The sequence below is a fragment of the Vibrio sp. Vb2880 genome (genome assembly GCF_033337975.1).
Taxonomy (GTDB): Bacteria; Pseudomonadota; Gammaproteobacteria; order Enterobacterales; family Vibrionaceae; genus Vibrio; species Vibrio alginolyticus.
In genome coordinates this window covers 110,255-135,818 of record NZ_JAWORT010000009.1, presented here as the reverse complement: position 1 = coordinate 135,818, position 25,564 = coordinate 110,255, and the positions used below count along the sequence as shown (strand labels likewise).

22 protein-coding genes and 1 pseudogene are annotated in these 25,564 nt (G+C 43.5%); 3 read left to right on the top strand and 20 right to left on the bottom strand.

Annotated features, from left to right (window positions below):
- Positions 1-52 precede the first annotated feature (52 nt).
- The 9 genes from R7M92_RS12290 to ccoN form a co-directional block, all read right to left on the bottom strand.
- Positions 53-799, bottom strand: a complete 747-nt coding sequence (locus tag R7M92_RS12290) for an FNR family transcription factor (protein WP_005377497.1) — start codon at positions 797-799, stop codon at positions 53-55.
- A 90-nt stretch (positions 800-889) separates the two neighbouring features.
- Complete coding sequence (locus R7M92_RS12285) at positions 890-1,570, bottom strand: sulfite exporter TauE/SafE family protein (RefSeq protein WP_017634899.1); 681 nt, start codon at positions 1,568-1,570, stop codon at positions 890-892.
- 8 nt (positions 1,571-1,578) lie between these two features.
- A complete protein-coding gene (ccoS, locus tag R7M92_RS12280; protein WP_005377493.1) occupies positions 1,579-1,743 on the bottom strand; it encodes a cbb3-type cytochrome oxidase assembly protein CcoS in 165 nt (54 codons plus the stop codon).
- A 15-nt stretch (positions 1,744-1,758) separates the two neighbouring features.
- Positions 1,759-4,122 carry a heavy metal translocating P-type ATPase gene (locus tag R7M92_RS12275; RefSeq protein WP_318133483.1) on the bottom strand — a complete coding sequence of 788 codons (2,364 nt, stop codon included), beginning with the start codon at positions 4,120-4,122 and terminating at the stop codon, positions 1,759-1,761.
- A gap of 4 nt (positions 4,123-4,126) precedes the next feature.
- A complete protein-coding gene (locus R7M92_RS12270; protein WP_005377489.1) occupies positions 4,127-4,603 on the bottom strand; it encodes a FixH family protein in 477 nt (158 codons plus the stop codon).
- Between the two features lie 105 nt (positions 4,604-4,708).
- Complete coding sequence (gene ccoP / locus R7M92_RS12265) at positions 4,709-5,683, bottom strand: cytochrome-c oxidase, cbb3-type subunit III (protein WP_005377487.1); 975 nt, start codon at positions 5,681-5,683, stop codon at positions 4,709-4,711.
- The gene (locus tag R7M92_RS12260) at positions 5,683-5,856 is read right to left on the bottom strand and encodes a cbb3-type cytochrome oxidase subunit 3 (protein ID WP_005377485.1); all 174 of its coding nucleotides are present in this window, start codon (positions 5,854-5,856) and stop codon (positions 5,683-5,685) included. The genes ccoP and R7M92_RS12260 overlap by 1 nt, the downstream gene beginning before the upstream one ends.
- Positions 5,857-5,865: 9 nt before the next feature.
- A complete protein-coding gene (gene ccoO, locus R7M92_RS12255; protein WP_005377475.1) occupies positions 5,866-6,486 on the bottom strand; it encodes a cytochrome-c oxidase, cbb3-type subunit II in 621 nt (206 codons plus the stop codon).
- Positions 6,487-6,498: 12 nt separating this feature from the next.
- On the bottom strand, positions 6,499-7,926 hold the full coding sequence (gene ccoN, locus R7M92_RS12250; RefSeq protein ID WP_005396488.1) for a cytochrome-c oxidase, cbb3-type subunit I: 1,428 nt from the start codon (positions 7,924-7,926) through the stop codon (positions 6,499-6,501).
- A 257-nt stretch (positions 7,927-8,183) separates the two neighbouring features.
- Between ccoN and R7M92_RS12245 the strand changes: the two genes are divergently transcribed.
- The 3 genes from R7M92_RS12245 (at position 8,184) to R7M92_RS12235 (ending at position 11,546) form a co-directional block, all read left to right on the top strand.
- Entirely contained in the window at positions 8,184-8,540 is a 357-nt protein-coding gene (locus R7M92_RS12245; protein ID WP_005377473.1) for a hypothetical protein, read from the top strand.
- A gap of 113 nt (positions 8,541-8,653) precedes the next feature.
- Positions 8,654-9,835 (top strand): FIST signal transduction protein, encoded by a 1,182-nt coding sequence (locus tag R7M92_RS12240; protein ID WP_318133481.1) that lies wholly within the window; start codon positions 8,654-8,656, stop codon positions 9,833-9,835.
- On the top strand, positions 9,825-11,546 hold the full coding sequence (locus tag R7M92_RS12235; RefSeq protein ID WP_318133479.1) for an ATP-binding protein: 1,722 nt from the start codon (positions 9,825-9,827) through the stop codon (positions 11,544-11,546). Before R7M92_RS12240 ends, R7M92_RS12235 begins: the two co-directional genes overlap by 11 nt.
- A gap of 839 nt (positions 11,547-12,385) precedes the next feature.
- On the opposite strand, the gene R7M92_RS12230 is transcribed toward R7M92_RS12235, so the two are convergent.
- The 11 genes and pseudogenes from R7M92_RS12230 to R7M92_RS12180 all read right to left on the bottom strand — a co-directional run.
- A complete protein-coding gene (locus tag R7M92_RS12230; RefSeq protein WP_208446261.1) occupies positions 12,386-13,447 on the bottom strand; it encodes a hypothetical protein in 1,062 nt (353 codons plus the stop codon).
- 59 nt (positions 13,448-13,506) lie between these two features.
- Positions 13,507-15,402 carry a hypothetical protein gene (locus R7M92_RS12225; protein WP_318133476.1) on the bottom strand — a complete coding sequence of 632 codons (1,896 nt, stop codon included), beginning with the start codon at positions 15,400-15,402 and terminating at the stop codon, positions 13,507-13,509.
- Between the two features lie 12 nt (positions 15,403-15,414).
- On the bottom strand, positions 15,415-16,716 hold the full coding sequence (locus R7M92_RS12220) for a hypothetical protein (protein ID WP_318133474.1): 1,302 nt from the start codon (positions 16,714-16,716) through the stop codon (positions 15,415-15,417).
- 1 nt (position 16,717) lies between these two features.
- Complete coding sequence (locus tag R7M92_RS12215) at positions 16,718-17,716, bottom strand: hypothetical protein (protein ID WP_318133472.1); 999 nt, start codon at positions 17,714-17,716, stop codon at positions 16,718-16,720.
- A gap of 10 nt (positions 17,717-17,726) precedes the next feature.
- Positions 17,727-19,202, bottom strand: coding sequence for an alkaline phosphatase family protein (locus R7M92_RS12210; RefSeq protein WP_318133470.1), 1,476 nt, complete (start codon positions 19,200-19,202; stop codon positions 17,727-17,729).
- Positions 19,199-20,428, bottom strand: coding sequence for a metabolite traffic protein EboE (gene eboE, locus R7M92_RS12205; protein ID WP_318133469.1), 1,230 nt, complete (start codon positions 20,426-20,428; stop codon positions 19,199-19,201). Before eboE ends, R7M92_RS12210 begins: the two co-directional genes overlap by 4 nt.
- Before the next feature lies 1 nt (position 20,429).
- The gene (locus tag R7M92_RS12200) at positions 20,430-21,320 is read right to left on the bottom strand and encodes a TatD family hydrolase (RefSeq protein ID WP_239918474.1); all 891 of its coding nucleotides are present in this window, start codon (positions 21,318-21,320) and stop codon (positions 20,430-20,432) included.
- Between the two features lie 42 nt (positions 21,321-21,362).
- Positions 21,363-22,091, bottom strand: a complete 729-nt coding sequence (locus R7M92_RS12195; RefSeq protein ID WP_318133467.1) for an EboA domain-containing protein — start codon at positions 22,089-22,091, stop codon at positions 21,363-21,365.
- A gap of 27 nt (positions 22,092-22,118) precedes the next feature.
- A complete protein-coding gene (locus tag R7M92_RS12190) occupies positions 22,119-23,027 on the bottom strand; it encodes a UbiA family prenyltransferase (protein WP_318133465.1) in 909 nt (302 codons plus the stop codon).
- 8 nt (positions 23,028-23,035) lie between these two features.
- Positions 23,036-24,940 (bottom strand): 3-dehydroquinate synthase, encoded by a 1,905-nt coding sequence (locus R7M92_RS12185; RefSeq protein ID WP_318133463.1) that lies wholly within the window; start codon positions 24,938-24,940, stop codon positions 23,036-23,038.
- A gap of 264 nt (positions 24,941-25,204) precedes the next feature.
- Positions 25,205-25,336: pseudogene (locus tag R7M92_RS12180) on the bottom strand (flavodoxin family protein); the annotation flags it as partial.
- Between the last annotated feature and the right edge of the window lie 228 nt (positions 25,337-25,564).

Below are 25,564 nucleotides of genomic sequence, written 5' to 3'. Positions count from 1 at the left end.
ATGAGAAATATGATGTAGCTCATTTTCGAGCTACATCAATAATTAGGGTGTATTATTCTTTAGTTACACCAGCAAGTTCCATCAATGCATCGTGGTCTAAGATAGTGATATATTTACCTTTTACGCTTAGGATCTCAGATTTCTGGAAACGACCTAACAAACGACTGATCGTTTCGACTGTAAGACCAAGGTAGTTGCCAATATCACCACGAGTCATAGTTAAACGAAACTCTCTAGGGCTGAAGCCACGCTGAGAAAAACGCGTTGATAGGTTGTAAAGGAAAGCAGCTAGTCGCTCTTCTGCATTCTTTTTAGAAAGAAGCAAAATCATTTCCTGATCACCTTTAATTTCGTTACTCATCAAACGCATGATTTGCTGGCGAAGCTTAGGCATCTTACCCGATAGATCGTCTAAAATTTCGTATGGGATTTCACATACCATCGACGTTTCGAGTGCTTGAGCAAAGCTAGGGTGGGAGTCACCAGTGATAGCATCGAAACCGACTAAGTCTCCAGCTAAGTGAAACGCTGTGATTTGCTCATCACCTTGCTCTGTGATCGTATAGCTCTTGATGGTACCAGAGCGGATAGCGTATAACGATTTTAGCTCATCACCGGCCTTAAAAAGCTCTTGTCCTTTTTGAATAGGCTTCTTACGTTCGATGATTTGGTCAAGCTGGTCAAGTTCTGCCTCATTTAGAGTGAACGGGATACACAGTTGACTAATGCTACAATCTTGGCAATGAATGGCGCAACCGCCTGATTGGATACGCTTTGTTGCAGGTTTTTCAGAAATCATAACAACCTTTCACTATTTGATATACATCAATATTTTAGCATCGCTTAATCCTAAAGGGTAGCAAAAATGTCACCTCAATAGAGTTTAACGTTATATGAAACCGAGTAACGCTAAGGCTCCTACAGCGGTATACGTACCATAGCCAATAAGGATTAATGCTGAAATATTTCTAAATATTAATGATTTTTGTAATTTCTGAAAATGATTGGCACCGTATCCAATAATAAGCATTGCAGGTAGCGTTCCGAGCCCAAACGCAAGCATAATTAGGCCGCCGTTCATCGCACTACCAGAAACCGCCGACCAAGTAAGCGCTGAATAAACTAAGCCACATGGTAACCAACCCCAAATAAAGCCAAATGGCAACGCGTGAAGAGGATGCTTTAGTGGCAACAGATTCTTCCCTGCCGGCGAGATAAAGCGCCAGATATACTGCCCTAGCTTTTCTATTAAAAGTAAGCCTTGCCACCATTTAGCAATATACAGCGCGACCAGGATCATGAATAACGCAGCAATCAGCCTTAACCAAGCAAGAGAGTGCGTTAACCCACTAAGCTCAGATAAACCTGATATAGCACCACCCACTAATGCACCTATTAAGGTATAACTGATCAATCGTCCGAGGTTGTAGAAGAGGGGGATAAGAGGGGTAGTTTTATTTTTAGCAGAAGAGCCCATGGTAAGCAGAGACGCGATACCACCACACATACCCATACAATGACCGGCTCCTACTAAGCCGATCATCAACGCACCGATAAAATCAGGAGTCATAAAGGTCGCTACTTTTTATCACTATTAGATTGGTCTTCTTCGTCGAGAAGAATGTTGTGCCCTTGCCGTTCAAGATCTTCAAACTGATCGCTTCTTACCGCCCAAAGAAAAACGGCGACAGCAACACAAACGAGAACGATAGCGATGGGAATCAATATATAAAGACTTTCCATGTTTGCTTTCTCTACTTATTTCTCTTTGAGCAGGCGCAAAGAGTTAGATACAACGATAATTGAGCTTGCAGACATGCCAACTACTGCAATGTAGGGAGCCACTAAACCTGCGACCGCCAAAGGCAAAATTAACAGGTTGTAACCCAAAGACCAAGCCAAGTTTTCTCGAATAACCTTTCTTGTACGCAGTGCAAGCAAACGTGCTTCTAGTAGCTTTTCGAGATTATCTCCAAGTAACGTCATATCTGCAGAAGCTTTAGCGACATCTGTACCACCGCCCATTGCGACAGAAAGGTGAGCTCCGGCGAGAGTCGGCGCGTCATTGATTCCATCACCAACCATCATAGTGATACTGTTTTCGTCCAAGCTCTTAAGGTATGCAAGCTTATCTTCTGGCTTTGCTGACGCGACGATGTGATCGATACCAATTTCATTCGCCACTGGTTGGGCGTTTGAGAGAGAATCACCAGTTAGCAGGGTTGTCTTAATTCCAGCGTCAGCAAAACGTTGAATAAAGGCTTTGCTTTCTTTTCGGATAGGGTCGCGGTAGTAAAAGCTAGCGACATGCTTGCCATCAACCGACAGATAGACCGCCTGGCTTTCACCACTTTCTTTGCCTTGAACAAAAGCAGCACTACCTATCTTAACGATTTTGCCATTCCACATACCCTCAATCCCTGAACCAATCACGTTTTGCGCGTCAGACACGATAAAGTCATCATTGGTGTAAGTTGCAAAAGAACGAGCGATAGGGTGGTTTGCATGAGCCTCTAAAGCTGCAGCTAGTGATAGACAATCTTTCTGTGGGAGATCACTAAGTACCTTTGTTTCACAGATCTCAATATCACCTTTCGTTAGAGTGCCTGTTTTATCTACAACTAAGTGGTTGATCTTACATAGTGTCTCAAACACATGGCCTTTACGAAGCAAAATGCCAAAATTACCCATTCTAGAGGTAGCACAAGTGAGAGCGGTCGGAGTGGCCAGAGATAGCGCACATGGGCATGTAGCAACTAACACAGACAGCATGATCCAAAACGCATCATCTGGTTTTGTTTGATGCCAGTAAAACCAAGTACCAGCAGAGATGATAAGAATCACACCAACAAAGTAACGGGCGACAATGTCTGCAATTTCCGCAATTTTAGGTTTGGAGTGTTGAGCTTCATCTTGTAAACGCACGATGTTAGAAATCATTGAATCGGCCTTTGAGCTTACTACCTCAAGTTCAAATGATTCGTCTCCGTTTAGCGTTCCCGCATAAACAATATCGCCTTCTCGTTTCACAACATGCACTGACTCACCCGTTAGCATGGATTCATCAATATGAATACGGCCTGAAATAACTTTACCGTCAGCGGGGATATGTTCACCAGGTAGAACGCGAATACGATCGCCAACTTTTAGCGTCTTCACGGGTATCTGATCACCGTCCAGCGTTGTAGCAATTGCAGGAATCAACTTAAGAAGGTTACCACTCGCTGCAGCAGCTTTGCGACGAGCGCGCATCTCTAAGAATCGACCTACTAACAAAAAGAAGGTAAACATCGAGATAGATTCAAAGAAGACTTCGCCTTGTTCAGTTACTGTTGCAACTAAACTTGCAACATAGGCAAAGATCAACGCGATAGAAACCGGGACATCCATACCAAGGGTTCGGCCTTTGATACTGCGCCATGCGTTTAAGTAAAATGGAAGAGCGGAATAAAGCAAAACAGGAGTAGCAAAAATCAAACTTACCCAACGAAAGTAACTTTTAAACTCTGGCTCTAAATCACCAAAGACTTCGAGATACAGTGCAACGGCGAGCATCATGACCTGCATGGTTGCTAAACCTGCAATACCTAGCCGATATAGATATTGCTTCATCATTCGATGGTAAGAGGCTTCTTGCTTATCTGCTTCAAAAGGTGCAGCTTTGTAACCAAGTTTATGAATAACGGAAAGGAGCTCGCTTAACCGTACCTGAGTTTTATCCCAGGCTAGTAACGCTCGATTGGTGGTTGTATTAACACGGATAGATACCAACCCGGCCGTATTAGAAACTTGCTTTTCGATTAACCACGCACAAGCGGCACATGAAACGCCTTCCAAAGAAAGGGTTACTTCAGAAACATTTTCGCGATTTCGTACGAATTCAGATTGTACATCCGCATTGTCATAATGAATTAAAGCTTGGAGTTGCTCTGGTACTAGATCTGCCTTTTCTGCAGGCGCAGTGCGGTATTGGTAATATGATACAAGACCACTATCGACAATAGTCTGCGCCACAGTTTCGCAGCCCGGACAACACATGTCGCGAATTTCACCCAATATTTCTACTTTGAAATCCGTGTTGGCTGGTACATCTTCACCGCAGTGATAACAGGATTTACACATATGCTTACTTCATTAACGGTGTTGAAGAGGCAGGAAACTCAACTTTACCTTGGATCATCCATTGCTTGTCGTGTGGTTGTAGTTCAACAAACCATGGTCCTTGAATAGATTCCTCAGCTTTTAGTCGGTAATTACCAGATGCATCCGCTGTTACAAGCTTTGTGAAGTCACGATCAGGAAGAGTACGATGAGTGAAAGTGGCCGTTAGAGCAGGGTAATGAGGTAGCTTCCCTTTAGCGAAAACAATCACAACATTGTTATTTTCAGAGGAAATCTCAGCGTTAAGACCTAGGTCACGAGCGACATTCATTTTACTAATGTCGATATTAATGCCTTTGCCTTTTTTATAGTAATCCTCGGCGACTAAAGAAACAGAGTTGTTCGAGAAAACGACCACAGTAATCACAGTCCAAACTACGACAGTAAGAGGAAGGATGATTAGGAACCACGGCCAAAATTGTTTATACCAAGGCTTTACCATAAAAAAGTTCTCAACAGCTAAATGAAAAAATGTAAGGCGTTAAATTTAAAGGAAAGACAGCCCCTATGAAAGGGGCTGTTATTGCTATGTTACGTAATATCTCAGTTACTTACTCTCTGAGTTACTTAAACTCCAGACATATGAGGCAACGAGCTGAACTTTATCTTCACCCAAAATGTCTTTCCACGCAGGCATTACGCCTGAGCGTCCGTTCATTACGGTTTCTGTTACAGCTGCACGAGAGTCACCAAATAACCAGTCTTGGTCTGTAAGGTCAGGCGCACCGACTGCAGGGTTACCCTTACCATCGGTACCATGACAAGCAGCACACACTACGAAGCGTGCTTTACCTGCCGCGGCTTCACGAGCATTTACTTTACGACCAGATAGACTAAGTGTGTAACTTACAACTTCTTGAACACCTTGCTCACCAAGGGCATCTTTCCATGCTGGCATTTGACCAATACGGCCGTGCATGATGGTTGTAACGATCGCTGCTGGCTCGCCACCATATAGCCATGCATCATCAGTCAGGTTAGGGAAGCCTTTCTGACCACGTGCATCAGAGCCATGGCATTGAGAACAGTTTTGCAAAAACAAACGCTGACCAACTTTTAATGCTTCAGGATCTTGCGCAATTTCAGGAATTGGGCGTAGACCACTGTCATTGTGCGCAAGTTTACGGAATGCTTCGCCGAAGTAAGCGTCGGCATCATCCAGTTCTTTTGCATATTGGTTTAGTTGCTTGTTCTCTTGTGCTGCAGCGATGGCTTCTTTTGACTCTTCTAGTGAGCGAACGGTTTGAGCCGAACTCTGCCAGTTTAAAAAGCCCTTGAAGCTACCTAGACCTGGGAATAGGGCAAGGTAAACTGCTGCGAACACAAATGTGCTTACAAACAGGTAAGTCCACCACTTTGGTAGAGGGTTGTTTAGCTCGCGAATACCATCGTACTCGTGGCCCATGTCTTCCCCTTCCTCGACGCCCATTTTATCTTTAGCGCACCAAGTCAGGAGAATCGCACAGCCTACTAGCGTACCGACAGTAATCACGATAATCCAGAGACTCCAGAATGTAGTCATTACTTCTTCACTCCTTGGTTATTAGGGGTCTTTTGTTCTTCGTCAGCAAACACCAAGTTGGCATCTTCTTCAAAGCGTGCTTTACGCTTTTTACTAAATGCCCACCATACGATGCCAATAAAACTAGCGAAGAGTACAACGGTATAAATACTATGAATTGTACCGAAATCCATATGATCCCCTTACTTCATTGCATGACCAAGAGACTGAAGGTAAGCGATGATTGCATCCATCTCTGTTTTACCTTCTACTTCTTTAGCCGAATTCGCGATCTCTTCATCAGTGTATGGAACGCCGAACTGATCACGAAATAGCTCAAGTTTCTTCTGAGTTAGCTTACCGTCTAAAACGTTTTCAGCTAGCCACGGGAAACCTGGCATGTTTGACTCAGGTACAAGCTCACGAGGATCTAACAGGTGAACACGGTGCCATTCGTCAGAATAACGACCACCAACACGAGCTAAATCCGGGCCTGTACGCTTAGAGCCCCAAAGGAATGGGTGTTCCCAAACACTCTCACCAGCAACAGAGTAGTGACCGTAACGTTCAGTCTCTGAGCGGAAAGGACGAACCATCTGGCTGTGACAGACGTTACAACCTTCACGGATGTAGATATCACGGCCTTCCATCTCCAAAGGAGTGTAAGCGCGCAGATTTTCTACAGGTTCAGTCGTTTGCTTTTGGAAAATCAGAGGAGTGATCTCTACAAGAGCACCCCAACTGATAGCAAACACGATAAAAATAGCCAACAAACCGACATTACGTTCTAAGATTTCATGGCGATTATTAGAATTATTACTCATTCTTAAATCTCCTTATGCCGGATGTGGGATAGCTTTTAGGCTTTCTTTAGGTGCACTTACCGTTTTGTACGTGTTGTATGCCATTAGGAACATACCAGATAGGAAGATAAATCCGCCTAGGAAACGTACAAAGTAGAACGGATAAGACGCTTCTACAGATTCAACAAAACTGTAAGTTAGCGTACCGTCAGAGTTAACCGCGCGCCACATAAGACCTTGCATTACACCAGAGATCCACATCGCAACGATGTAAAGAACGGTACCGATTGTTGCTAGCCAGAAATGCACATTAACTAGACCAACAGAGTACATACGCTCTTGGCCAAATAGGCGAGGTACCAAGTGATATACAGAGCCGATAGAAACCATCGCAACCCAACCTAACGCACCAGAGTGAACGTGACCAATGGTCCAGTCTGTGTAGTGAGAAAGTGCGTTAACCGTCTTAATCGACATCATCGGGCCTTCAAAGGTAGACATACCGTAGAACGACAGTGAAACGATTAGGAAACGTAGGATAGGGTCATAACGAAGCTTATGCCATGCACCAGATAACGTCATAATACCGTTGATCATACCACCCCAAGAAGGAGCAAATAGAACCAGCGACATAACCATACCTAGAGACTGAGTCCAGTCTGGTAGCGCTGTATAATGAAGGTGGTGAGGGCCTGCCCAAATATATAGAGAAATAAGTGCCCAGAAGTGAACGATAGATAGACGGTAAGAATAAACAGGACGTTCAGCTTGTTTAGGAACGAAGTAGTACATCATACCTAGGAAACCAGCGGTCAGTAGGAAACCTACCGCATTGTGTCCATACCACCACTGAACCATCGCATCCACTGCGCCCGAGTAAATCGAGTAAGATTTACCAAGTGACACAGGAATAGCCATGCTGTTCACGATGTGAAGTACTGCTACTGTGATAATAAAGGCACCGAAGAACCAGTTTGCCACATAAATATGTGACGTGTTTCGCTTCACTAGTGTGCCGAAGAACACCACCGCATATGATACCCATACTAGCGCAATTGCGATATCAATAGGCCATTCTAGCTCAGCATACTCTTTACCCGACGTTAAACCGAGAGGCAAAGTAATGGCTGCTGCCAGGATGATTGCTTGCCAACCCCAAAAGGTGAAGGCAACGAGTGGGCCACCAAAAAGACGTGTTTGACATGTGCGCTGTACAACATAATAAGACGTTGCGAACAGAGCACTGGTACCAAACGCAAAAATTACCGCATTAGTATGCAGTGGACGTAAGCGACTGTACGTCAACCACGGCGTATCAAAGTTTAGCTGTGGCCAAACTAATTGAGCGGCAATCAAAACACCAACAGCCATACCAACTATGCCCCATAAAATGGTCACAAGGGTAAATTGGCGAACGACTGTATAGTTGTAGTTTTGTTCAAGCTGCTTTACTTGGCTCATTTGCATGCTTCCAATTTCTAATTAACTACACTTTTACTTCCAACACGACTTGCGTCGTAACACCACCCAAGTAAACTCTAGAATTCAAGTGTTATCATCACCTTATTTCCATTGCTGACTTTAATAAAAAGTGGCATTTTCAGCGTGACACTATACTTGAATTAACAATTCAATGACAGGGTAGTAACCTTACTGGACCTCTGGAAATCATTTTTTATTTAAAAAGTTTGAAGTTTGTAACAAGGATATTAGTAATTATGCCTGCACAAAAGTTAACAAAGGCGCGACTTGCACAAATCTTAATCATGCTCAGTGTTTTAATAGGCGCATTTTTCTGGCGTACCTTTACACACGAGAGTGTTAATAGCGTTGACTGTTCACAAAAAGAACGATGCGATGTAACAATTGAAGGAGAAATAATCACGATTAATCGTGACTCAATGGGAATTTCGCTCGAAACGACAGAAAGTAGCACTCTAAAAATTGATCTAAATCAATCTGGTAATTTTATCAATCTCAACGAGAAGCATAAGTCAGTAGAATGGGACATCATGCCTGAATCGAAAAAAATCACCTTTAAAAAAGGTGAAAACATTGTTGTAGTTCAATTATAAATACGATCTATCACGAGATAATCGTAACTTATTAATGAAATTAACACCTTCTTACCTAGAGAAAATTGGTTGGAATGGTATAACAGCAGAGTGATATCCAATTATAAAATCGTATGCATTGCCAATCAGTTTTTACTCATATTAAAGATGAAGACTCAGCGATAAAAACGCTCAGCTCCGAATTGACACAACAGAACTTGTCTTACGTGATGTGTTACTACACGGAAGAATACAATTTCGAGTTGATTCGAGAAGCGTTTCTTGCGCATTTTCCTGGTGTGCCTTTTCATGGCGCCAGTTCATGTCAAGCCGTAATGACAGATCAGGGCTTTCATACAGGCCCAGTAATTGCGGCACTTGCTGTTTATGATACAGGCCCTCATGCTTATGGTACTGGTATTTCTAATCATAATTCAGGTGACAGTGTCACCAAAGCTTTGGATATGGCCCTTGAGAGCGCTAACCGTGTAGGAGAGGTACCAAACTTAATTCTACTTCATGCCACACCAGGGCAAGAGGAATCAATCATTGCGTCTATAGATGAAAGATTTGGAACTCTAATTCCAATTATTGGTGGTTCAGCCGCTGATAATAACATCGCTGGGAAATGGTCTGTGATAACCGCCCAAGGCTCTCAAACTTCAGGTTTAAGCTTAACTCTCTTTTACTCCTCTCAACCTGTTGATATCGCTTTTAGCGCTGGGCATACACCAACTAATATCAAAGGTGTTGCAACCAAGACCAACGATAGATGCTTACTTGAAATTGATAACGAACCTGCGCTCAATGTTTATAGAAGGTGGACAAATCACCAGGATAACCAAGTAGGTAAAGATAATATGCTGTTTACAAACTCGAGTGCTTATCCATTAGGGCGGATCGCAGGTCACCTCTATGATCGCCCATATTACAAGTTATCCCATCCGATCCGTGAGACGCAAGATGGTGGAATCGAGTTGTTTACACGAATAGAAGAGGGTGACGAGCTCACATTAATGAAAGGAAGTCGTGAGCATCTCGTTGCGCGCGCTGCAAAAGTCGTCAATGCCGCTTTTAACCAAAAATTAGAAGAGTCTCGAAAAATTGGAGTGATAAATATCTTTTGCGCAGGTCCCATGTTGCACTTAATGCAAGACATGAATAGCGTTTGTGAACAAATTAACCAAGAACTAGAACATTTGCCTTTTATTTGCCCTTTTACTTTCGGCGAGCAAGGTAGATTTATTGGTGGTGAGAATGGACATGGAAACCTGATGATTTCATCGGCTATATTCCATAAACCTTATGAAAGATAAATACTTAGACATATATCAACAGGAAGCGCTTCAAGAAGCGTTAGTTGAGCTAAAGCAGGCTAGACAAAGAGAACGACTACTCGCCGATGAAAACAAGGCCATTCTTTCCGCGATATCTGCGATGAGTGAGGCAAAGAATCGGCATGAGATATTTACGGGATTAAACAATGTCCTCAAAAAGTACATCAACTTCGATGACTTTATTGTACTGACTCGTGATGGTGAACGATATCCCTTCAAGACATTGATATCAACTAATAGCGTATTTGATAATGTATCCTGGTTACACGGTAACACCTATCAAAGAGCTCTCAATGGTGAATGCATTCTACTGTTCGAGCCAGATAAACTCGCTGAGTTTGTTAACTTAAACAGCTTTATAAAAAGCCATGTAAACTCGGTCGTTTTAACTGGTATACGTTCAGAAGTAACGCAAACCGTAATCCTACTTATTGGAGCTCAGAAAGGGCACTTTAGCATAGAGAATAAGGAAACCTTGAGGCGGTTTCGTCCCTTAATTGAAAGGGCGGTCATTGATATCGAGACCAAAGAGAAGTTACAACGTATCGTTGAGGTAAGAACAACTCAGCTCGCTAAAGCAAGAGAAGAAGCAGAGCTTGCGAACCGGTCTAAGTCGGAGTTCTTAGCGATGATGAGCCATGAAATAAGAACCCCTTTAAATTCCGTTCTTGGAATGCTAGATATACTGAAGCAATCAACCTTGTCAGAAGAACAAATTGATGCTTTGAGCCAAATGGAGTGCTCTGCAGAGTTACTTCTCGCGATAATCAGTGACATTCTTGATCTTTCTAAAATCGAGTCAGGTCGCTTTCAGCTCAATGAACAATGGATTAACTTAAGAGACACTGTCACTTTTGTTATTTCTCAGCAAAAACAAATAGCTAAGAAGAAGAATCTTAAATTCAAGCTCAACTGTACTGTCACTAATGACAAACAATTTTGGATTGACTCCACGCGGTTATCTCAAATTCTGTTTAATCTAATAGGGAATGCAATAAAGTTTACAGACGAAGGTGAAGTAAAAGTTTCTGTATCTGAGCAAGATGCTGAACTTGTGATCTCAATATCTGACACTGGAATTGGTATATCTAAAGCAAAGCAAGAGCATTTGTTTACGGCATTTCATCAAGGAGACCGTTCCATCACGAGACGCTTCGGTGGTACAGGACTGGGGCTCGCAATAACCAAGCATTTAGTCGAAATGATGCGTGGCAAGATTGCCGTTAAAAGTGATGAGCATGTTGGTTCAACCTTTACGATTTCGATTCCAGTTTTGACTCGTTGTAATCAAAATCGTCCAGTTAGAATCGAAACCAATCAACCGACAAAAGCAATGGAACTTCTCGTCGTAGAAGATACCGAGTCGAATCAGTTCGTAATAAAGCTTATCTTAAATAAGCTTGGCCATAATGTTCATATCGCAAGCCATGGAGCAGAGGCATTAACATTTTTAGAGGAGCATGAGGATTTAATCGATTTGATTCTCATGGATGTCTCGATGCCGGTGATGGATGGAATTACCGCAACAAGACTTATTCGAGATAAAGGTTTCAGGACCCCAATTATAGCGTTAACTGCACATGCGCTAGAAAGCGATAGAGATAAATGCCTGGATGCCGGGATGGACGGATTCATTTCCAAGCCAGTTAGAAGACAAGATATCTTTGAAGCTATACAGTCATTTCAATAAGTAAAAAGGCGTTAATATAGATCTTAACAATCGATAGATTATTAAGATCTATATTAAGTATTTTATGCACCCTAGATGTCTCGTTTTGAAATCCGTTTTAGAAAACTGACACAATCTTAAAATGTGCAAAAAGTTAGAAAAATAGTGAACGGAACCTCTCTAAGTGCTGGTGTCTTTATACAGAACTTTCAATGGAGAGAAAATGCTAAGGCTAGTCAAAACTTCAACGACTCTTCCAATCTATAAAGACACGCAAGCATCAATTGACGAAAATGGCGTGTCGAATCAATCACTTTTAGAAAGCGCCACAGTTAGCAAGGCTCCACTTTAATCCTGCTTAGCCTTAGTCATAAATTCAGTTGTGGAAGCACTACAATAAAAGGGTATTGGGGAGTCTTTAAAATTTTTATCTATGCCCTCGTTGCGGCCTGATAAAGAGTCAGTGTCGTTCTTTCTTACAGGCCTCGGAGTTGCGTATGAAAAACAGAGAAGTGTTTAGATAGAAGAAGCTCTGAAATTAACGGACGTTGGCTATCTCCCGGTCATTAGCAATTGAACTACATCATTTTCTGAAACTAAACCTACACATTTACAAGCAAAGCATTGCTTGGCGATAGCCAAAATCAGCAGTCAAGAAAAGGACTCAATGTGCGTCCTTACACGTTTGGCTTTATGGGGGCACAAGGGGTGTTTCATGATGAGTTGCCGCTGATACCTAACTTTGAGCCAGCGTAATCGCATACAGCAGACCGTGGTTTGACAAAGTCCATCTATATTGATGCTTACTTGCTGATATTTAGCTAACTGCACAAACTATACTAATTTCATGAGTTTTAAGGTCAGAAATTTCCTTGGAAGATTTGAATAAATCCGTCGAGAGCTCTCTCTCCGTCAGGGTGAGGAATTCTTCTACCATGTGCTCCCATTCCTTGCGACACATAAATGTTTGACCCTAGAATAGCGATGTTAGATGGGGTGTCTAACTGCGATGCCAGTTCTTTGACTTTCTTATTAGCAAAATCAACACTTAAAAGCCTTCCACTGAATCTTTGATACCCTCCGTGTATTGCCCTATCAGGGATATGATCTCTGGGTAGTGGTTCCAGAGTCGTTTTACATAGCTCTGTAATGAGCAAGTTCCCGGTTTGGTCGATGGCAATGCCAGTAGGAAGCGTTAGCCCCTCTACTACGGTAGTAAGTGCACCGCTCCCCACGTCTAGGGCGACGATTTTCCCCTGCTGTTTCAGAAAGTTGACGCCCTGCTTGTTACTGTCCGTTTGGAATTCACCTGAAAACAGGCTAATCAATAAGCGATCATTGTCATGGCAGTAAATGACGTTGACGGGTACAGCTTCTTGGCCTTGATCAAGGGTTGGCAGAGCGCAAACGACTTTTTCTTTTTGGTTTAGTCGAAACTCAATCACTTGGTTCGTGTCGGGCTTTATGCCATACCAAGCTTCTTGCTGAGGGTGAAAGCATAAGCTGTTGATATTGCCCTGTGTTTCAAACAAGGGTTCTGTGCCTGCCTCGGTTAAATGAAACACTTTCGAGCCGTGAATATAGTCTGTGAAACTGACAAGCCACTGCTCCTGTTCGGTATTGGTAACATTAATGATGTCTGAAAGTCCCATAATCTCATCACGACACATTTTGGGCTGCATATTCATCGCAGTTAAACCGCTGAGCAGATTATGTTTAAGCTCGCCTGTGTCTTTGTCGCGCACGGTAACTTTGCCATTATGGGATATCGTTTCTTGGCCGCTGCCTGCTTCGACGACAATTAGGTCTCCATTTTCGTTAAATGTCATCCCTCTCGGGTTAAGTAGGTTTCGGCAAAGGATTTGCGATGCCAAAGGCTGTTGAGTGATTTCAGTCTTATCTATATGAATAACGGTCTTCATTTTAGTTCCTGTCTGATGCGGGCACTCACTGTTGTGCAGAGAGTGCCGATTTTGGGGAGTTAGATAGCTTTATTGGGATCCCAAGGTTCACTAAAAGCAAAGGCGTTAATGAGTCGAACTTGACTTGGTGACATGGAGCGTACGATTGGCATATACAAGGTAGTTGGCCAGTATCGGCTAGACATCCGTGTTTTGATGCCTTCACGATGCTTAAGGATGGTTTCGGCGTCATTCAGCGGAAACACCGTCGACATGCCTAAGAAGTTTAAGTAGTGATACCGTAAGGCATGTTGATACACGAGTTCCCATGTAACGGGGTCTCCCTCAACGAGGTCAAAATTGGTGTATTGGAATTTTCGGGTGTTGATGGTTTGTTGCGCTTCGCCAAGATTAAAGTTGATGTCATAGAAGCCTGCCATCTCATCGAGGTCGTTTTTGCCTGGCGAGTTATCAGCAACTTGTATGGTGTATTTGAACGATGTTGCCCCGGCTTTAACGGGTATCGCCCTAGTTGGTTTCCCTTCGTCTAAGTCGAGGTCGAGATAGTCGGCAAAGCCAGGAGTATTTTCATTTGTTGACAATAAGATGGTTTGGTCGGTATCTAGCGCTCCTCCTAAATAGCGAACTTGTATGGTGATCTCTTTGCTATCACCTGCTTTATCGCCCACGTATACGTCGATATCACTTGAGTAAAGCCGGTAACTGGTTTCTTTTAGGAGTAGGTGGTTGTTGTGAATCACCTTTTCACCATTGATTACCAGTGGGTTAGAAGCGAATGATTGAGAAGTTTGTTTATCGAGAGGGATATCAATGATGCCGCCATATTGATAGTAGTTAATGTAATCGGGACCATAAGTGGTGCTCTCTTTCCCGCCTACAATCGTTAACTTACCAAAATCAATGGCGGGTTTTGGCGGAACTGTTTTAAAGCCCGCTCGGTCTTCTCTGAACGTACTTTGAAGGAACGCAAGGGACATATTGACGGAAAGGAACTCCTGTTCTTGCACTTTGCTGATACATGCAAAAGCTGGTGCGGTTTGATTCTCGCGTTCGGTATTGTCGATATGACTAATGAGTAGCCTTCCATCTGGGTTGTTCGCTGTCTCACCTTCGCATGCGACAGAGAGTGTGCCTATTATACGGCCGACGCTTGGATTGCGAGGTGTTTGACGCTGGGCAAGTTTTGTATTGTATTCTTCAGTTGTCATTTGCGGGCACATTTCAAAGAAACTGAAATTGACAACAATCCCAGTCGCGCCTTTGGTATTGAGAAGACCTCGAATGATCTGGTCTGCTTCATCATTTCCACTCAGCGCGGATGCTTTTTTTACATCTTCCGTTATTGGAAAAGTCACTTGCCAAGTGCCGGCAAAATTACTTGAACCTGGGGCATCATTTGCGCCAATCAGAGTCTTAAATGACAAGCCACCCGATGAATTGCCAATGTTTCCGCAGATTTGATCACTTTGGATATAAAGCAAAGGTTTGTCGGGGTCACCAAGGAGCAGGCCGCCTACAGCGATTTGTGAGTAGGTTTGCCCTAAAGGATTCAAGTCAACCATTACAGGGCTTGAGGTATACGCTTGATTTGTGTCTGGGTTGACAGACCCCAGTAAAGAGAAGTCAAAGTTTGCTAAAGGGGTGTCGGTTGTAACCGCGCCAGGGTGGCCTGATGTATAAACCTTAACTTTTTGAGTGGTGACACTATGTTGCCCATATACATTCCATCCTCCATTGGTGAAATAACCTTCTTCTGTCGGCGTCTGGAACATATCGATGATTTCTTCATCTGAGATGCCATGTTTATAGATAAAATCTGTCAGTGTAGATGTCGCTGGATTGAAAATGTCATGCTTTTGACCATCAACAGGGTAGGTTGCCTTGTTATTGGGCACACTCACATCGACCTCGATGCCCCCAAAAAAGTTGATTCGATAGTTATTTAGAATACTCATTGCAATAGTCCTTTATTTGTCAGAGCTGTGTGCTTCAAAAAACAGGAATGAATAATCAGCCTTAATGCCGTTATCAGGTAAGGTGGCTGTGCTGTGGCAGTTGATACAGTTACTGCTGCTCTGGATGTAACTTTCCATTGTGGTGTTGGCGAGTGGTGTGGGTGTGGGGGTGCCTAATGGGTTACTTGGGTTATTGGGGTCGGTTGGCCACTGTGTGGAGATCAGTTGATAGTTTTCTAACACAGTGCCTTTAAGTTTGAGTTCGAACTCAGAGTTTAATTTGGCTGCACTGGCGTATATCGGCGTGTAACGCGCGAGTGGATTAGGGGTGGTAAATGGTAGACAATTTGTGGTGTTGCTCAATCCACAAGGTGGTTGGTTGGTCTCCTTGGCGCTGGCTTCTGCATTAAAATAGGTGTACTTCATACCTTCCTCTGGCTGGCTTACTACCTTTTTTGCATCCTTGTCGTACAGAGCGGGAGGAACATTGTCGATATGTTCAAATGTACCCCATATCCACTGTTTGAAGCCTGGCACTTTGACTATTTGATGAAAACCCACTAGGCCAAGCAGAGCCGGTTTGGTTTTGTACTGACCAGTGTCGCCCTCCGGTATTGGATTCCCCTCTTTGTCAAAGACCACCACTTGAGCCCGCTGGGTAATATAGCGTTTTGCTAGATCTGCATTGTCTTCTGGCAATTTTCGCCATGCAGACTTTATTTCCATGGACCAGTTTGGAAATGAAATGCTGCTTACATCGTCAAAGTTCGCTTTATCGTAGAGCTTGTTGCCGTGGACGTAGTCGTACCATGTTTCGTTGACCCACATTTGAAAATAAGTTGGTTCATCCATTTGGTCGATGAGCCAGCCACCTACTGCTTCTTCATGTGCTTTTATCGCAGCGTTAGCGCTTGCTTTCGCGATTTGAGAGGTGGCAAATGGGGATTTTCCTTTTTGGTCGCCGTAACCGCTGTAGCCATCGTTCCACGAACCGGGATCTTGCCCATCGGCTAGAAAGACTTGTTGTGAATCTTTATATGTAAGCCAAACAGGTCGCTCACTTACACTCGGCAACTTGCAAGGCTTAGCTGGTTCACCGCGCGTTGAAGTACTTGCACTTTGGTTAAGGGCGATAAAGGTTTTCCAACTGAAAACATCGAATTCTGCCTGTGTGGGGGAGTCAGAAAATGAATGCTTTGGAACCTCACAAGGTAGCGCTTCATGATGTTTTACTTCTTTGGCCAATGTATCCACAGAAACAATCAAAAGCAGTGTAGCAATTGCGCCCAATGCGGTTTTTTTATCAATGTTCATGCTATTCACTCCTTTGGTCCGAGAACAGGCGGCACTTTTCAGTGGTATCGATTGGGCACCATTTTTTGACACTGTCCCAAAGTTCAGTATTTGGCTTTCTTCTTTGAAAATTTACGTAGTTTTGGCTGACCATTGGGTCTAAGGGTTCACCTTCGATCTCCAAGCTTCCAGTGAAGAAAAACGATTGTGGATTTTGCTCTAGTTTGCTAAAGGTCGAGGCGAGTTGAGCCGGTACTGGTTTATAAAAGGCGTAAGCGAACAAAATAGGAGGCTTTACTTCTTCCCACATTTGCTTCCAGTAATAGGCTTGCACGCTACTGTTGAGGTTTTGGCTAGCCTGTGGCCAGTAATCTAGATGTTTAATAAAGTCTGTTCGAGGGGGATGGTTGCTCGGTGAGAACATACAGCAATCCGGTTTGAGTTGGTTTAGCATCTGCTTGCTTGAGTTTGTCTGCATGTTGTCGCCATCTGGAAAGGTCAAGTAGTAGGCTTGTTTACCCAGAGAGACGAAGGCGCAGCTGTGCTGATTGTCTTCAATCGTTCGGCCAAAAATAGGTAGGCAGAACTTATCGTAATATTCCAGCATTGCGCCCACATCTTCTTTGTCTGTCGGCTTTTCTGGCCGCCACTTGCTGTCGTAATAGCTCGCACCATATGAGACGATGTAGTCGGAAGGTGTTAGTGTCGATGGTGGGCTTGAGTAGGGTGGTGGGTTCGCCTTGGATGCTGCTTCGTTGGTGATGGTGTACATAGTCCATTCACTCATCCAGTAATCTGGGAAGCTGGGGTCAATGGGGTCATTGTCATTTCGTTCGGCAACACAGTAGTTGTTCTGTTCCGTGCAGAGACAGTCACTGTGAACGCCGTTGGTCGGATAAATCCAGTCGTCTCCACAAGGGGGAGTGTTTTCTTGGTCATTGGTATTGAGTCCGGCCGCATACAGCGAACTTGCGCCAGTCAATAACGCAATGCTGGTGACCATTGCTGTTATTAGTTTCATTGCTTGATTCCTAGCCGTTATAGTGATGGTTGAGTTGGGTGCGCTCCTCCCTAGCGCAGATGTTATTGGGTGATAGACTCTCGCTTGATGGGTTAACACCAAAATGAGACAAGATAAGTTGAAAAATGCATTCCATCGGCAGGCCCGCCTGAGTGGTATTGCGAGCGATGTCGTCGGGTATTGGGTAAGAACTGATCATGAGTGGCCCACTCTCGGGAGTACTTGCGAGTCTGCCATGACTGCCTTTTACCATGTCAGCGTGATCGGGAACGACGTCCATTAACATTCGGAACCCGAGCTTTTTTTGGAGTAAGCGGCTTAGGATTCTCAGTTTGGGAAAGCGCAGCTTAGGATTAATAAAAAGTTCGGCAGGGTCATAGCCTGGCTTGCGATGAATATCGACACTGTTTGCGAAATCTGGACGCTTGGTATCTTCTAGCCAATAGTAATAGCTAAACCATGCATTTGGCTTTGCTATTGCGATCAAATCACCACTGCGAGAATGATCAATCCCCCAACGAGGCTTTGATTGACTATCGAGAACCTGCTCAACCCCACTGATCTGTTCTACAAAAGCTTTTATCTCCTCTACCTTAGAGCGATCGTTCACATAGATGTGTGCAATTTGATGATCTGCTACAGCAAAGGCATCGCTAGCACCGGCATCCAGAAGCTCATAGCCCAATGACTCTCGCACCGATAACCAGTTCTTTTTACGTAACTCACGGTTGAGCGCGATAGGGGTGTCGACATCATTGATCCCATACTCGGAGACTATAAGTATTTCAGCGCCTTCGGCATTACAAAACTCAATCAGTCGGCCTATCTCATGATCAAGTTGAATGACATCCTCGGAAATTTCGGGATCGCTCGGTCCAAGTCTTTGTAAGTTGTAATCAAGGTGAGGCAGGTAAACGAACTGCAAGTCAGTGGGGTTATGGGTAAAGTGCTCGATAGCACAGTCGACAATCCATCGAGAGGAACGGATATCTGAATTTGGCCCCCAAAAGTTAAAGAACGGAAAGCATCCAATGTTGCTCTCAATACTTTTGTGATACTCGCTTGGTTGAGAATAAAGATCGGGAATCTTACGCCCGTCGGCCGGATAATGCGGGCGAGGTGTAATAGAAAAATCGACGTCAGCGTACATGTTGTACCACCAAAATAACTGCGAAACCGTGATTTCTGGGTGATTTTGTTTGAGTAACTGCCAAACTTTTGAGCCTTGAATCAACTGATTGGGTTGCAACCAAAACTTGATTTCGCTCAGATCTTTGAAGTACCAGCCATTCCCTACAATGCCATGTTCGCTAGGGGCTTTTCCTGTCAACATTGTTGCTTGAGCACTGGTGGTTAATGCTGGAAACACGCCTTTGAGTGGGTACATGGCCCCGCGTTGGATCAGTAGATTGAGGTTGGGTGTGTTTTCGCCTAGCAGACTAGGGGTAAGGCCAACGGCGTTGATGACAAAAAGCGGTTTCATCATGCGAACTCCGCGTTCGGTGTAAGTTGTGACTCAAGCCATACCAGTTCTTCAGCAATGGCTTGGCACAGTTCATCTGTTGTTAAGTTATAGAGGAGTGTCCAAGTATAGGTTTCCACTTCCACAACCGGATCGACGTTCTCTGATTGCCACATCGTTTTAAGTTTCTCTATGGCGCACAATAACTGCGGCTGTGTTGTTTCTAGGTTAAGGTCGTTCGCAAGTGGAATTTGTGCATAGTTTATTGGAATGTGACAGTGCACCAGTGCCTCGGCGCTTTGAGCTTGGTTTAGTTTGGACTGAAGACTAGTGGAATGATGATCAAATAAGGTTTTGAAGTCGTCAAAGCGCAGTCGCTCCTGACTATTTATAAGAAGTCGAGTTTGATGCAGCCAAGGTGAGTGAATGAGTTTCTTTAAGAAAGGGACTTGTGCCAACTGAGCGAGTGGCATTTGCTTTAGGTCTATTTTTAATGCGTTTGATAGTTGGAATTTGCTGATAGTAATGTTGGCTTGTTGTAACTTCTCTATTGTCTTCGATATGGATTCTAAATTGACAGCCTGATGACAGATATCTAAACACGCGGTTAAGTAATGATTAGAGGCGAGCATGGGCTGTATGTTGTCAAAGAAAGCGATCAGTTGATCGACCGACTCCAATGAACAGTCTGGTTCCATCTCAATAGCGATCAATACTCGCTTTCCCGTTTGCTGCTCAATCAAGGCACAGTGATTCAGTGTTTTCTGTAGCTGGTTCAATAGTTTGGGGTTGAGGTACTGTTCACTAGAGTCGGATTTGTAGCTTAGTGGTAATGTGGATATGACGCCTGTCGTCACCTCGTTAGGGAGCAGAGCTGCCAATATATCAATGAGGTCTATCGTGTATTCAAGTCGTTCTTGTGTATACCAGTTTGGGTGGTAAACGGCAGTTTTAACCAGCGATTGATTAGATTGATTGAAGCTACCGTAAGGAAAGCCATTGAGCGAGCGAACGTTTAATCCTAATTCTTTGAGCAATTGTTGCAGCTGCTTCAGATTTCGATTTCGTTTTAGCTCCACAACGGCTTGGTGACTAAGCCAAAGCCCAATATCCATCTTGTTGAGTCCTCGCATCTCTTTTACTTTTGCACTAAACCGTATTAGGTTAGTTTTGATCTCTTCAAGCGATTCACCTGGGTGCACGTTAGTGCAATAGCCAATGTGACTTTGATTGAAATGCTCATTTAACATGCTATTTCCCTGCTGTCACAATAGGTTGTTGGCCGCGCAGTGTGGAACTTTCCTGATAGAGTTGAGTTTGGTCAATATCGATAGGTGTGAGTACCTGTTGGCGGCTAATCCGACCGCTTTGTGCAAAGAAATCAATCGGGTTATTAAACAAAACCGTCTCTATTTGCTCTTTGTTGAAGCCTGCTTGCTCCATCGCCAATCCGGTTTTAGGTACTTTTAGAGGGTCACTTTTTCCCCAATCAGCAGCGCTGTTGACGATCATCTTTTCGGTACCGTATTGTTTTAACAATGCCACCATTCTTTGTTCGGACATTTTGGTGTCTGGATAAATAGAATGCCCACGCCAGCAGTCCGTCTCTAAGACGATTGGAAGAGTAAGTTCGTTGAGATGATCGATGACCACCATAGACTCATCCAGACCAACTTCGCGAATCGCTTCTATCGTTCTTATGGTGCCACCTATTTTGTCTCGGTGCGGGGTATGGATGAGCACGGGCAGTTTGAATTCTTTGGCCATTTCGAGCTGACGACATAGGACATAGTGCTCTTGCTCTGTAATGTCGTCATAACCAATCTCACCGACGGCAACAACACCAGGCTTGAGTAAATATCGTGGCAGCAAGTTCAGAACCTCTTCTGCTAGGGGCTTGTTGTTGCCTTCTTTTGGGTTGAGACCTATGGTCGCGAAATGATGGATACCGAACTGACTGGCTCGAAAACGCTCCCAACCAAGCAGAGTATCGAAGTAGTCTATAAAGCTGCCTATATGCTTACGAGGCTCACCCTGCCAAAAAGCGGGCTCTATGACACCGGCAATGCCAGCATGGTTCATGTTTTCGTAGTCGTCGGTGGTTCTTGATACCATATGGATATGAGGATCAAAATAATTCATCTTTTATGCACTCCTTGCTTGGTGAATCATATTTGTTTTTGTCTAATCGGTTTGCAACGACTGATACTGTGTTAAAGAAATTCGTTGTTGCTCAGTAAGGTGAGCGGGCTCGATCAAATGAAACAGATAATTTGGGAAAGGTCTTTGAGCTGCGAGGCGCTCAAGAATAAAGTCGCAGATAAGTCGATTGAGTGTCGCGTTGTGGTGGCGATCGAAGTCTGCGATGAGTCTGATATCGAGTTGATAGAAAAGCGACTTTAGAACCATGCGATGAAACGATTCTGTGGGTAAATGCTGCGCTGGCCAAGGGTTATTTAGCGCTATGGAGGCAAGCAATTGGGTGTTGTTGGTTCGGCATTGTTCTAACACAAGCTCCACGCAATCTCCCTGTTCATCAAAAAGACACATTCCTTCCATTAGTATCTGTTTTTCGGCATCAGAGCCGAAACTTAAACAGAGTCTAAGTAGCTCAAAGCGCACGTCTTCTTCTAAAAGGAGTAAAGCATAGCAGAGGGCTGACTGAAGAAAATGCTTGTACCAATAAGCCTCAAAGGGTGTGCTGCTGTTTTGTTGGTGATAGTTATGTTGCATTGAGTCCGCACTTAGTCGCACCCATGCAAGCGCCATATGTTCAAGGTGCGAGTCTTTACTTTGTGCATTGAGCGTACGGCTACAAAATCGACCTAAATCTTCGTGTAGCATCAAGTTTTTATCAGTTGCCTTGTCTACTTCCGATTGTATTTTTTTAAGTAAAATCTCATTGAGTTTCATATGTGACACTCCCTTTTAGCCTGACAATTAGCTCGGCGCTATCCAGCGATGAAGTTTGGGGGCAATTGAGAAATAACCAATGCAAAACAACACCCCCCACCACTGGGAGCAGGCAAGGAGTATGGCGGCGTCATAGAGTGGTATTCTGCTAAGTAATGCACCAATTGACGGAGTCGAGGGCTGTTGATTTGTTTTGATGAAGCGCAGAATTAAGTGCTTCAGAGTTGGATAGGTACACATTGCCAACATTATTATTAGAGGCAGTGAAACTGGAAGTGCAAGCGTAAGCAGCCAAGGCGACAATAGAAGCGTTAAACTATACCAGTGACTTTTTTGGGTAGTATGCTCATACTGAGCGAGCAACGTAACGCCAGAAATATAGCCAGCTAAAGGTAGAGCAATAGCTAATGCATCGCTAAAAGAGTCGGCCATCATCTGTGCGCAAATAAGGTAAATCAAGGCACGACATGCGCCCATGAGGAATCGAGACAAAGAATAGCGTTTGTGAAGACAGTTGTAGCTGACGATGCAAAACAGCAGCAGTAGAGCCAAGCTAGTTAATAGGCCAACGTACTGAACGCTTGTTTGAAAAGCGAGCGCTAACAATAGAATGAATCCTGAAGTTAGCAGGACCAATGAGTAACAAAGAACGAGTCTTTGCGATATTTGTCCCTGTATGATGGGGCGCTCAGGGTTGTGAATGCGGTCCCAATCGACGTCAGAGGCATCATTGAGGTACATACCACCTAAATAGAGTAAAGAGAAAGCAACACATAGCCAAAGCAGCACCAATCCTTCTATAGGTTTTTGCGTGACCCACGCAGTCCAAAAAAATGCTGCAAGGACATTGCTCCAGACGGTAGGCAGGTTGGATATTCTACCTAAGCACAATAAGGTATGAAGTGATGGTGACTTTTTGTCGATAAGACTGATCATAGCTTCACTTATGTCGCCAAGTTTTGATGTTTTTTCTTCAACAATACGATCGCCTGTTCAAAGCGCTGAAAATCGACCGAATTGTGGCTTTGATGGCTGCCAATCTCATGAACAATAGGAATGGACAGCTCCCCACCAAGATGTTGACGAAACTCTTCTATGCCATTCAAAACGGCGAGATTGCCTTTTTCGTCCAATAAGCTTAGACATGGATGCCATAACTTGAAGCCTACATCGCAAAGCACGTTGATACAGCGTTGATAGACTGTGTTGTCAATAAGATTGTTTAACAAGGCGTAAGTAAGATCTATCGCAATGCCAATAGCAACCGCCTCACCATGCTTGAGCTGATGATTTGATAGCTTTTCCAGTTTATGGGCGCTCCAATGACCAAAGTCGAGTGGGCGAGTATTGCCCCTTTCAAAAGGGTCATCAGACTTCACGATGTGATCGAGATGACAATCTGCGCAAGTTTTTATCATTTTCGACATAGCGTTGGTTTCGAAGCGAGCTAAAGCCATTCGGTTATCTTCTAGCCAAAGAAAGAACTCTTTGTCTTTTATCAGTGAGACTTTTATTGCCTCTGCCATGCCTGCGCGTTTGTCCCTTTCACTTAGTGTTTTTAACCACTCAATATCATTGATAACAGCGGCAGGAGGAGCAAAGCAGCCAAGTAGGTTTTTATGTTCAAACCCATTGATACCATTCTTTACACCTATGCCAGCATCGTTTTGTGCCAACGTGGTTGTCGGAACGCGAATATAACGAACTCCCCGATGGAAAATAGAGCAGGCGAAACCAACAGTATCGAGTAGAGCGCCTCCTCCAACAGCAATAACGCAGCTTTGGCGGTCTAGGTCATTTTGCAGCATTGCATTGATGCATTTGTCAATGTTAGTTTGAGTTTTATTAAGCTCGCCATTGCTCAAAATAAAAGGGACGGCAGCTTTTTGGTAGGAAGCGAAGTATGTGACAATACCGTCTTTAAGCTGAGGTATGGTATCGATAACCCCTGAATCAATAATAACTAGAGCAGGGCTTTGGGTATTACACTTAAAAAGTCCATCTATAGTGTCGCTTAAACAAGAGTTTATAGGTGAAAATATATGGTCGTTATAAATTACGTCATAAGAATAGTTAATCGCAAAACTAGCATGATAAGTTTTATGACTATTTGAATTTGGTTTAGTATCGGATTCCTCTATTAAGTTTTCGCAAAGTGTGTGTGGGGACTCATATTGACCTTCGCTTATAGCTGTCGGGCTCGAACGGAAGTATTCGATTAAAATGCGAAATGAACAAGCCAAAATAGGAACTAAAATAGACGCTAAAATAATATATCCAATAGAGTCTAGATACTGGATACTGCTACCGACAGATGCATAAATTAACGCGATCCCAAGGTTGGCAGCTCCTGTAATAAATAGAAATCGCCAGAATGGATATCGTCTCATGCCTGAGGCGACGACAGAGGTTTCAGCCAAGATAGGTACGCCACGCATTGTAACTAGTGCCAGGTCGTTAATACACAGCGATAGTTTCGAAGCGCTTGCAATATCTTTTTCCTTTAACCATCGACTTGGTGCAATTGACAGTAAGCCACTTCCTAAGAAGTAACCTATGATGGCGCCCAAACACATGCCGGAGAATACTATCAGGGTAGCGTAAGCAAAGCCATAATATGTGGCAGCGAAAATTGAAATTAAGCTAGATGGCACAGGGAGGAATATATCTAAGGCTAAAAGTAGTACCAATAATAGAGCGATGGCAACAAGTTGGTTTTGGTTGTTTGAAGCGGTGCGAGTAAAGTCAGTGTATACCTGAGTTATCGTGTTATCCAGCATCAAAAAACTGATCAGTATCGTTGTAGATATAAAAACACACGATAGAACTAAATAGTGATTTCTTAACATGCTCTAATCCAATGAATAATAATGTTTAGGTACAAAGTTATTACGGCTGATTAAATGCAATCAAAATCAGACTTATTCATCAGTGAAAAGCATAATTGCAATACAAAACCAAGCTTAGCTTACGCTTGTTGCATTTCAATCTGATGCATATCAATTTGGTGGTGCATTGGTGTTTGTGTGATAAAAGTCACACAAACATTACTTCTTGAGGTGAAGTTTAAGACAAAGCAGGAGGAAGAAAGAATCTCCCCCCTGATAATGCAGCTAGAAGTGCTGATTCAAGTGCGCTTCAAATCGAGCAAAGTCATTGTTGATGTCGCCATTTTTCATCACGTCATAAGAAGCCGCAAAGGTTGGCATGGTTGTCATACCAAAGTAGCGGAAGTTGCCGTGCATGATATTTTCCTTTTAAAGAATGAACCCATTTATTTGGGTAAGGGTAAATGATATTAAATAGACGTCTATTAAAGCGTGTACAAGATTACAATCAAATCAAATTTAACAAATCTATGATCTAGACCTTGTATACCGTTTGAAATAAAGAAGAAACTCAATTAATAACGATAATTTATGCTATCCGATCTGTCGGATCTTCCAATATTTGTACATGTACACTAAGTAATA

Bases quoted from the DNA above. Each gene is read 5' to 3' on its own strand.
- ccoN (WP_005396488.1), bottom strand. From the start codon at position 7,926: ATGAGCCAAGTAAAGCAGCTTGAACAAAACTACAACTATACAGTCGTT.
- R7M92_RS12245 (WP_005377473.1), top strand. From the start codon at position 8,184: ATGCCTGCACAAAAGTTAACAAAGGCGCGACTTGCACAAATCTTAATC.
- eboE (WP_318133469.1), bottom strand. From the start codon at position 20,428: ATGTTAAATGAGCATTTCAATCAAAGTCACATTGGCTATTGCACTAAC.
- R7M92_RS12215 (WP_318133472.1), bottom strand. From the start codon at position 17,716: ATGAAACTAATAACAGCAATGGTCACCAGCATTGCGTTATTGACTGGC.
- R7M92_RS12185 (WP_318133463.1), bottom strand. From the start codon at position 24,940: ATGTTAAGAAATCACTATTTAGTTCTATCGTGTGTTTTTATATCTACA.
- ccoP (WP_005377487.1), bottom strand. From the start codon at position 5,683: ATGACTACATTCTGGAGTCTCTGGATTATCGTGATTACTGTCGGTACG.
- R7M92_RS12270 (WP_005377489.1), bottom strand. From the start codon at position 4,603: ATGGTAAAGCCTTGGTATAAACAATTTTGGCCGTGGTTCCTAATCATC.
- ccoO (WP_005377475.1), bottom strand. From the start codon at position 6,486: ATGAGTAATAATTCTAATAATCGCCATGAAATCTTAGAACGTAATGTC.
- R7M92_RS12220 (WP_318133474.1), bottom strand. From the start codon at position 16,716: ATGAACATTGATAAAAAAACCGCATTGGGCGCAATTGCTACACTGCTT.
- R7M92_RS12190 (WP_318133465.1), bottom strand. From the start codon at position 23,027: ATGATCAGTCTTATCGACAAAAAGTCACCATCACTTCATACCTTATTG.
- R7M92_RS12260 (WP_005377485.1), bottom strand. From the start codon at position 5,856: ATGGATTTCGGTACAATTCATAGTATTTATACCGTTGTACTCTTCGCT.
- R7M92_RS12235 (WP_318133479.1), top strand. From the start codon at position 9,825: ATGAAAGATAAATACTTAGACATATATCAACAGGAAGCGCTTCAAGAA.
- R7M92_RS12290 (WP_005377497.1), bottom strand. From the start codon at position 799: ATGATTTCTGAAAAACCTGCAACAAAGCGTATCCAATCAGGCGGTTGC.
- R7M92_RS12275 (WP_318133483.1), bottom strand. From the start codon at position 4,122: ATGTGTAAATCCTGTTATCACTGCGGTGAAGATGTACCAGCCAACACG.
- ccoS (WP_005377493.1), bottom strand. From the start codon at position 1,743: ATGGAAAGTCTTTATATATTGATTCCCATCGCTATCGTTCTCGTTTGT.
- R7M92_RS12200 (WP_239918474.1), bottom strand. From the start codon at position 21,320: ATGAATTATTTTGATCCTCATATCCATATGGTATCAAGAACCACCGAC.
- R7M92_RS12210 (WP_318133470.1), bottom strand. From the start codon at position 19,202: ATGATGAAACCGCTTTTTGTCATCAACGCCGTTGGCCTTACCCCTAGT.
- R7M92_RS12225 (WP_318133476.1), bottom strand. From the start codon at position 15,402: ATGAGTATTCTAAATAACTATCGAATCAACTTTTTTGGGGGCATCGAG.
- R7M92_RS12285 (WP_017634899.1), bottom strand. From the start codon at position 1,570: ATGACTCCTGATTTTATCGGTGCGTTGATGATCGGCTTAGTAGGAGCC.
- R7M92_RS12195 (WP_318133467.1), bottom strand. From the start codon at position 22,091: ATGAAACTCAATGAGATTTTACTTAAAAAAATACAATCGGAAGTAGAC.
- R7M92_RS12230 (WP_208446261.1), bottom strand. From the start codon at position 13,447: ATGAAGACCGTTATTCATATAGATAAGACTGAAATCACTCAACAGCCT.
- R7M92_RS12240 (WP_318133481.1), top strand. From the start codon at position 8,654: ATGCATTGCCAATCAGTTTTTACTCATATTAAAGATGAAGACTCAGCG.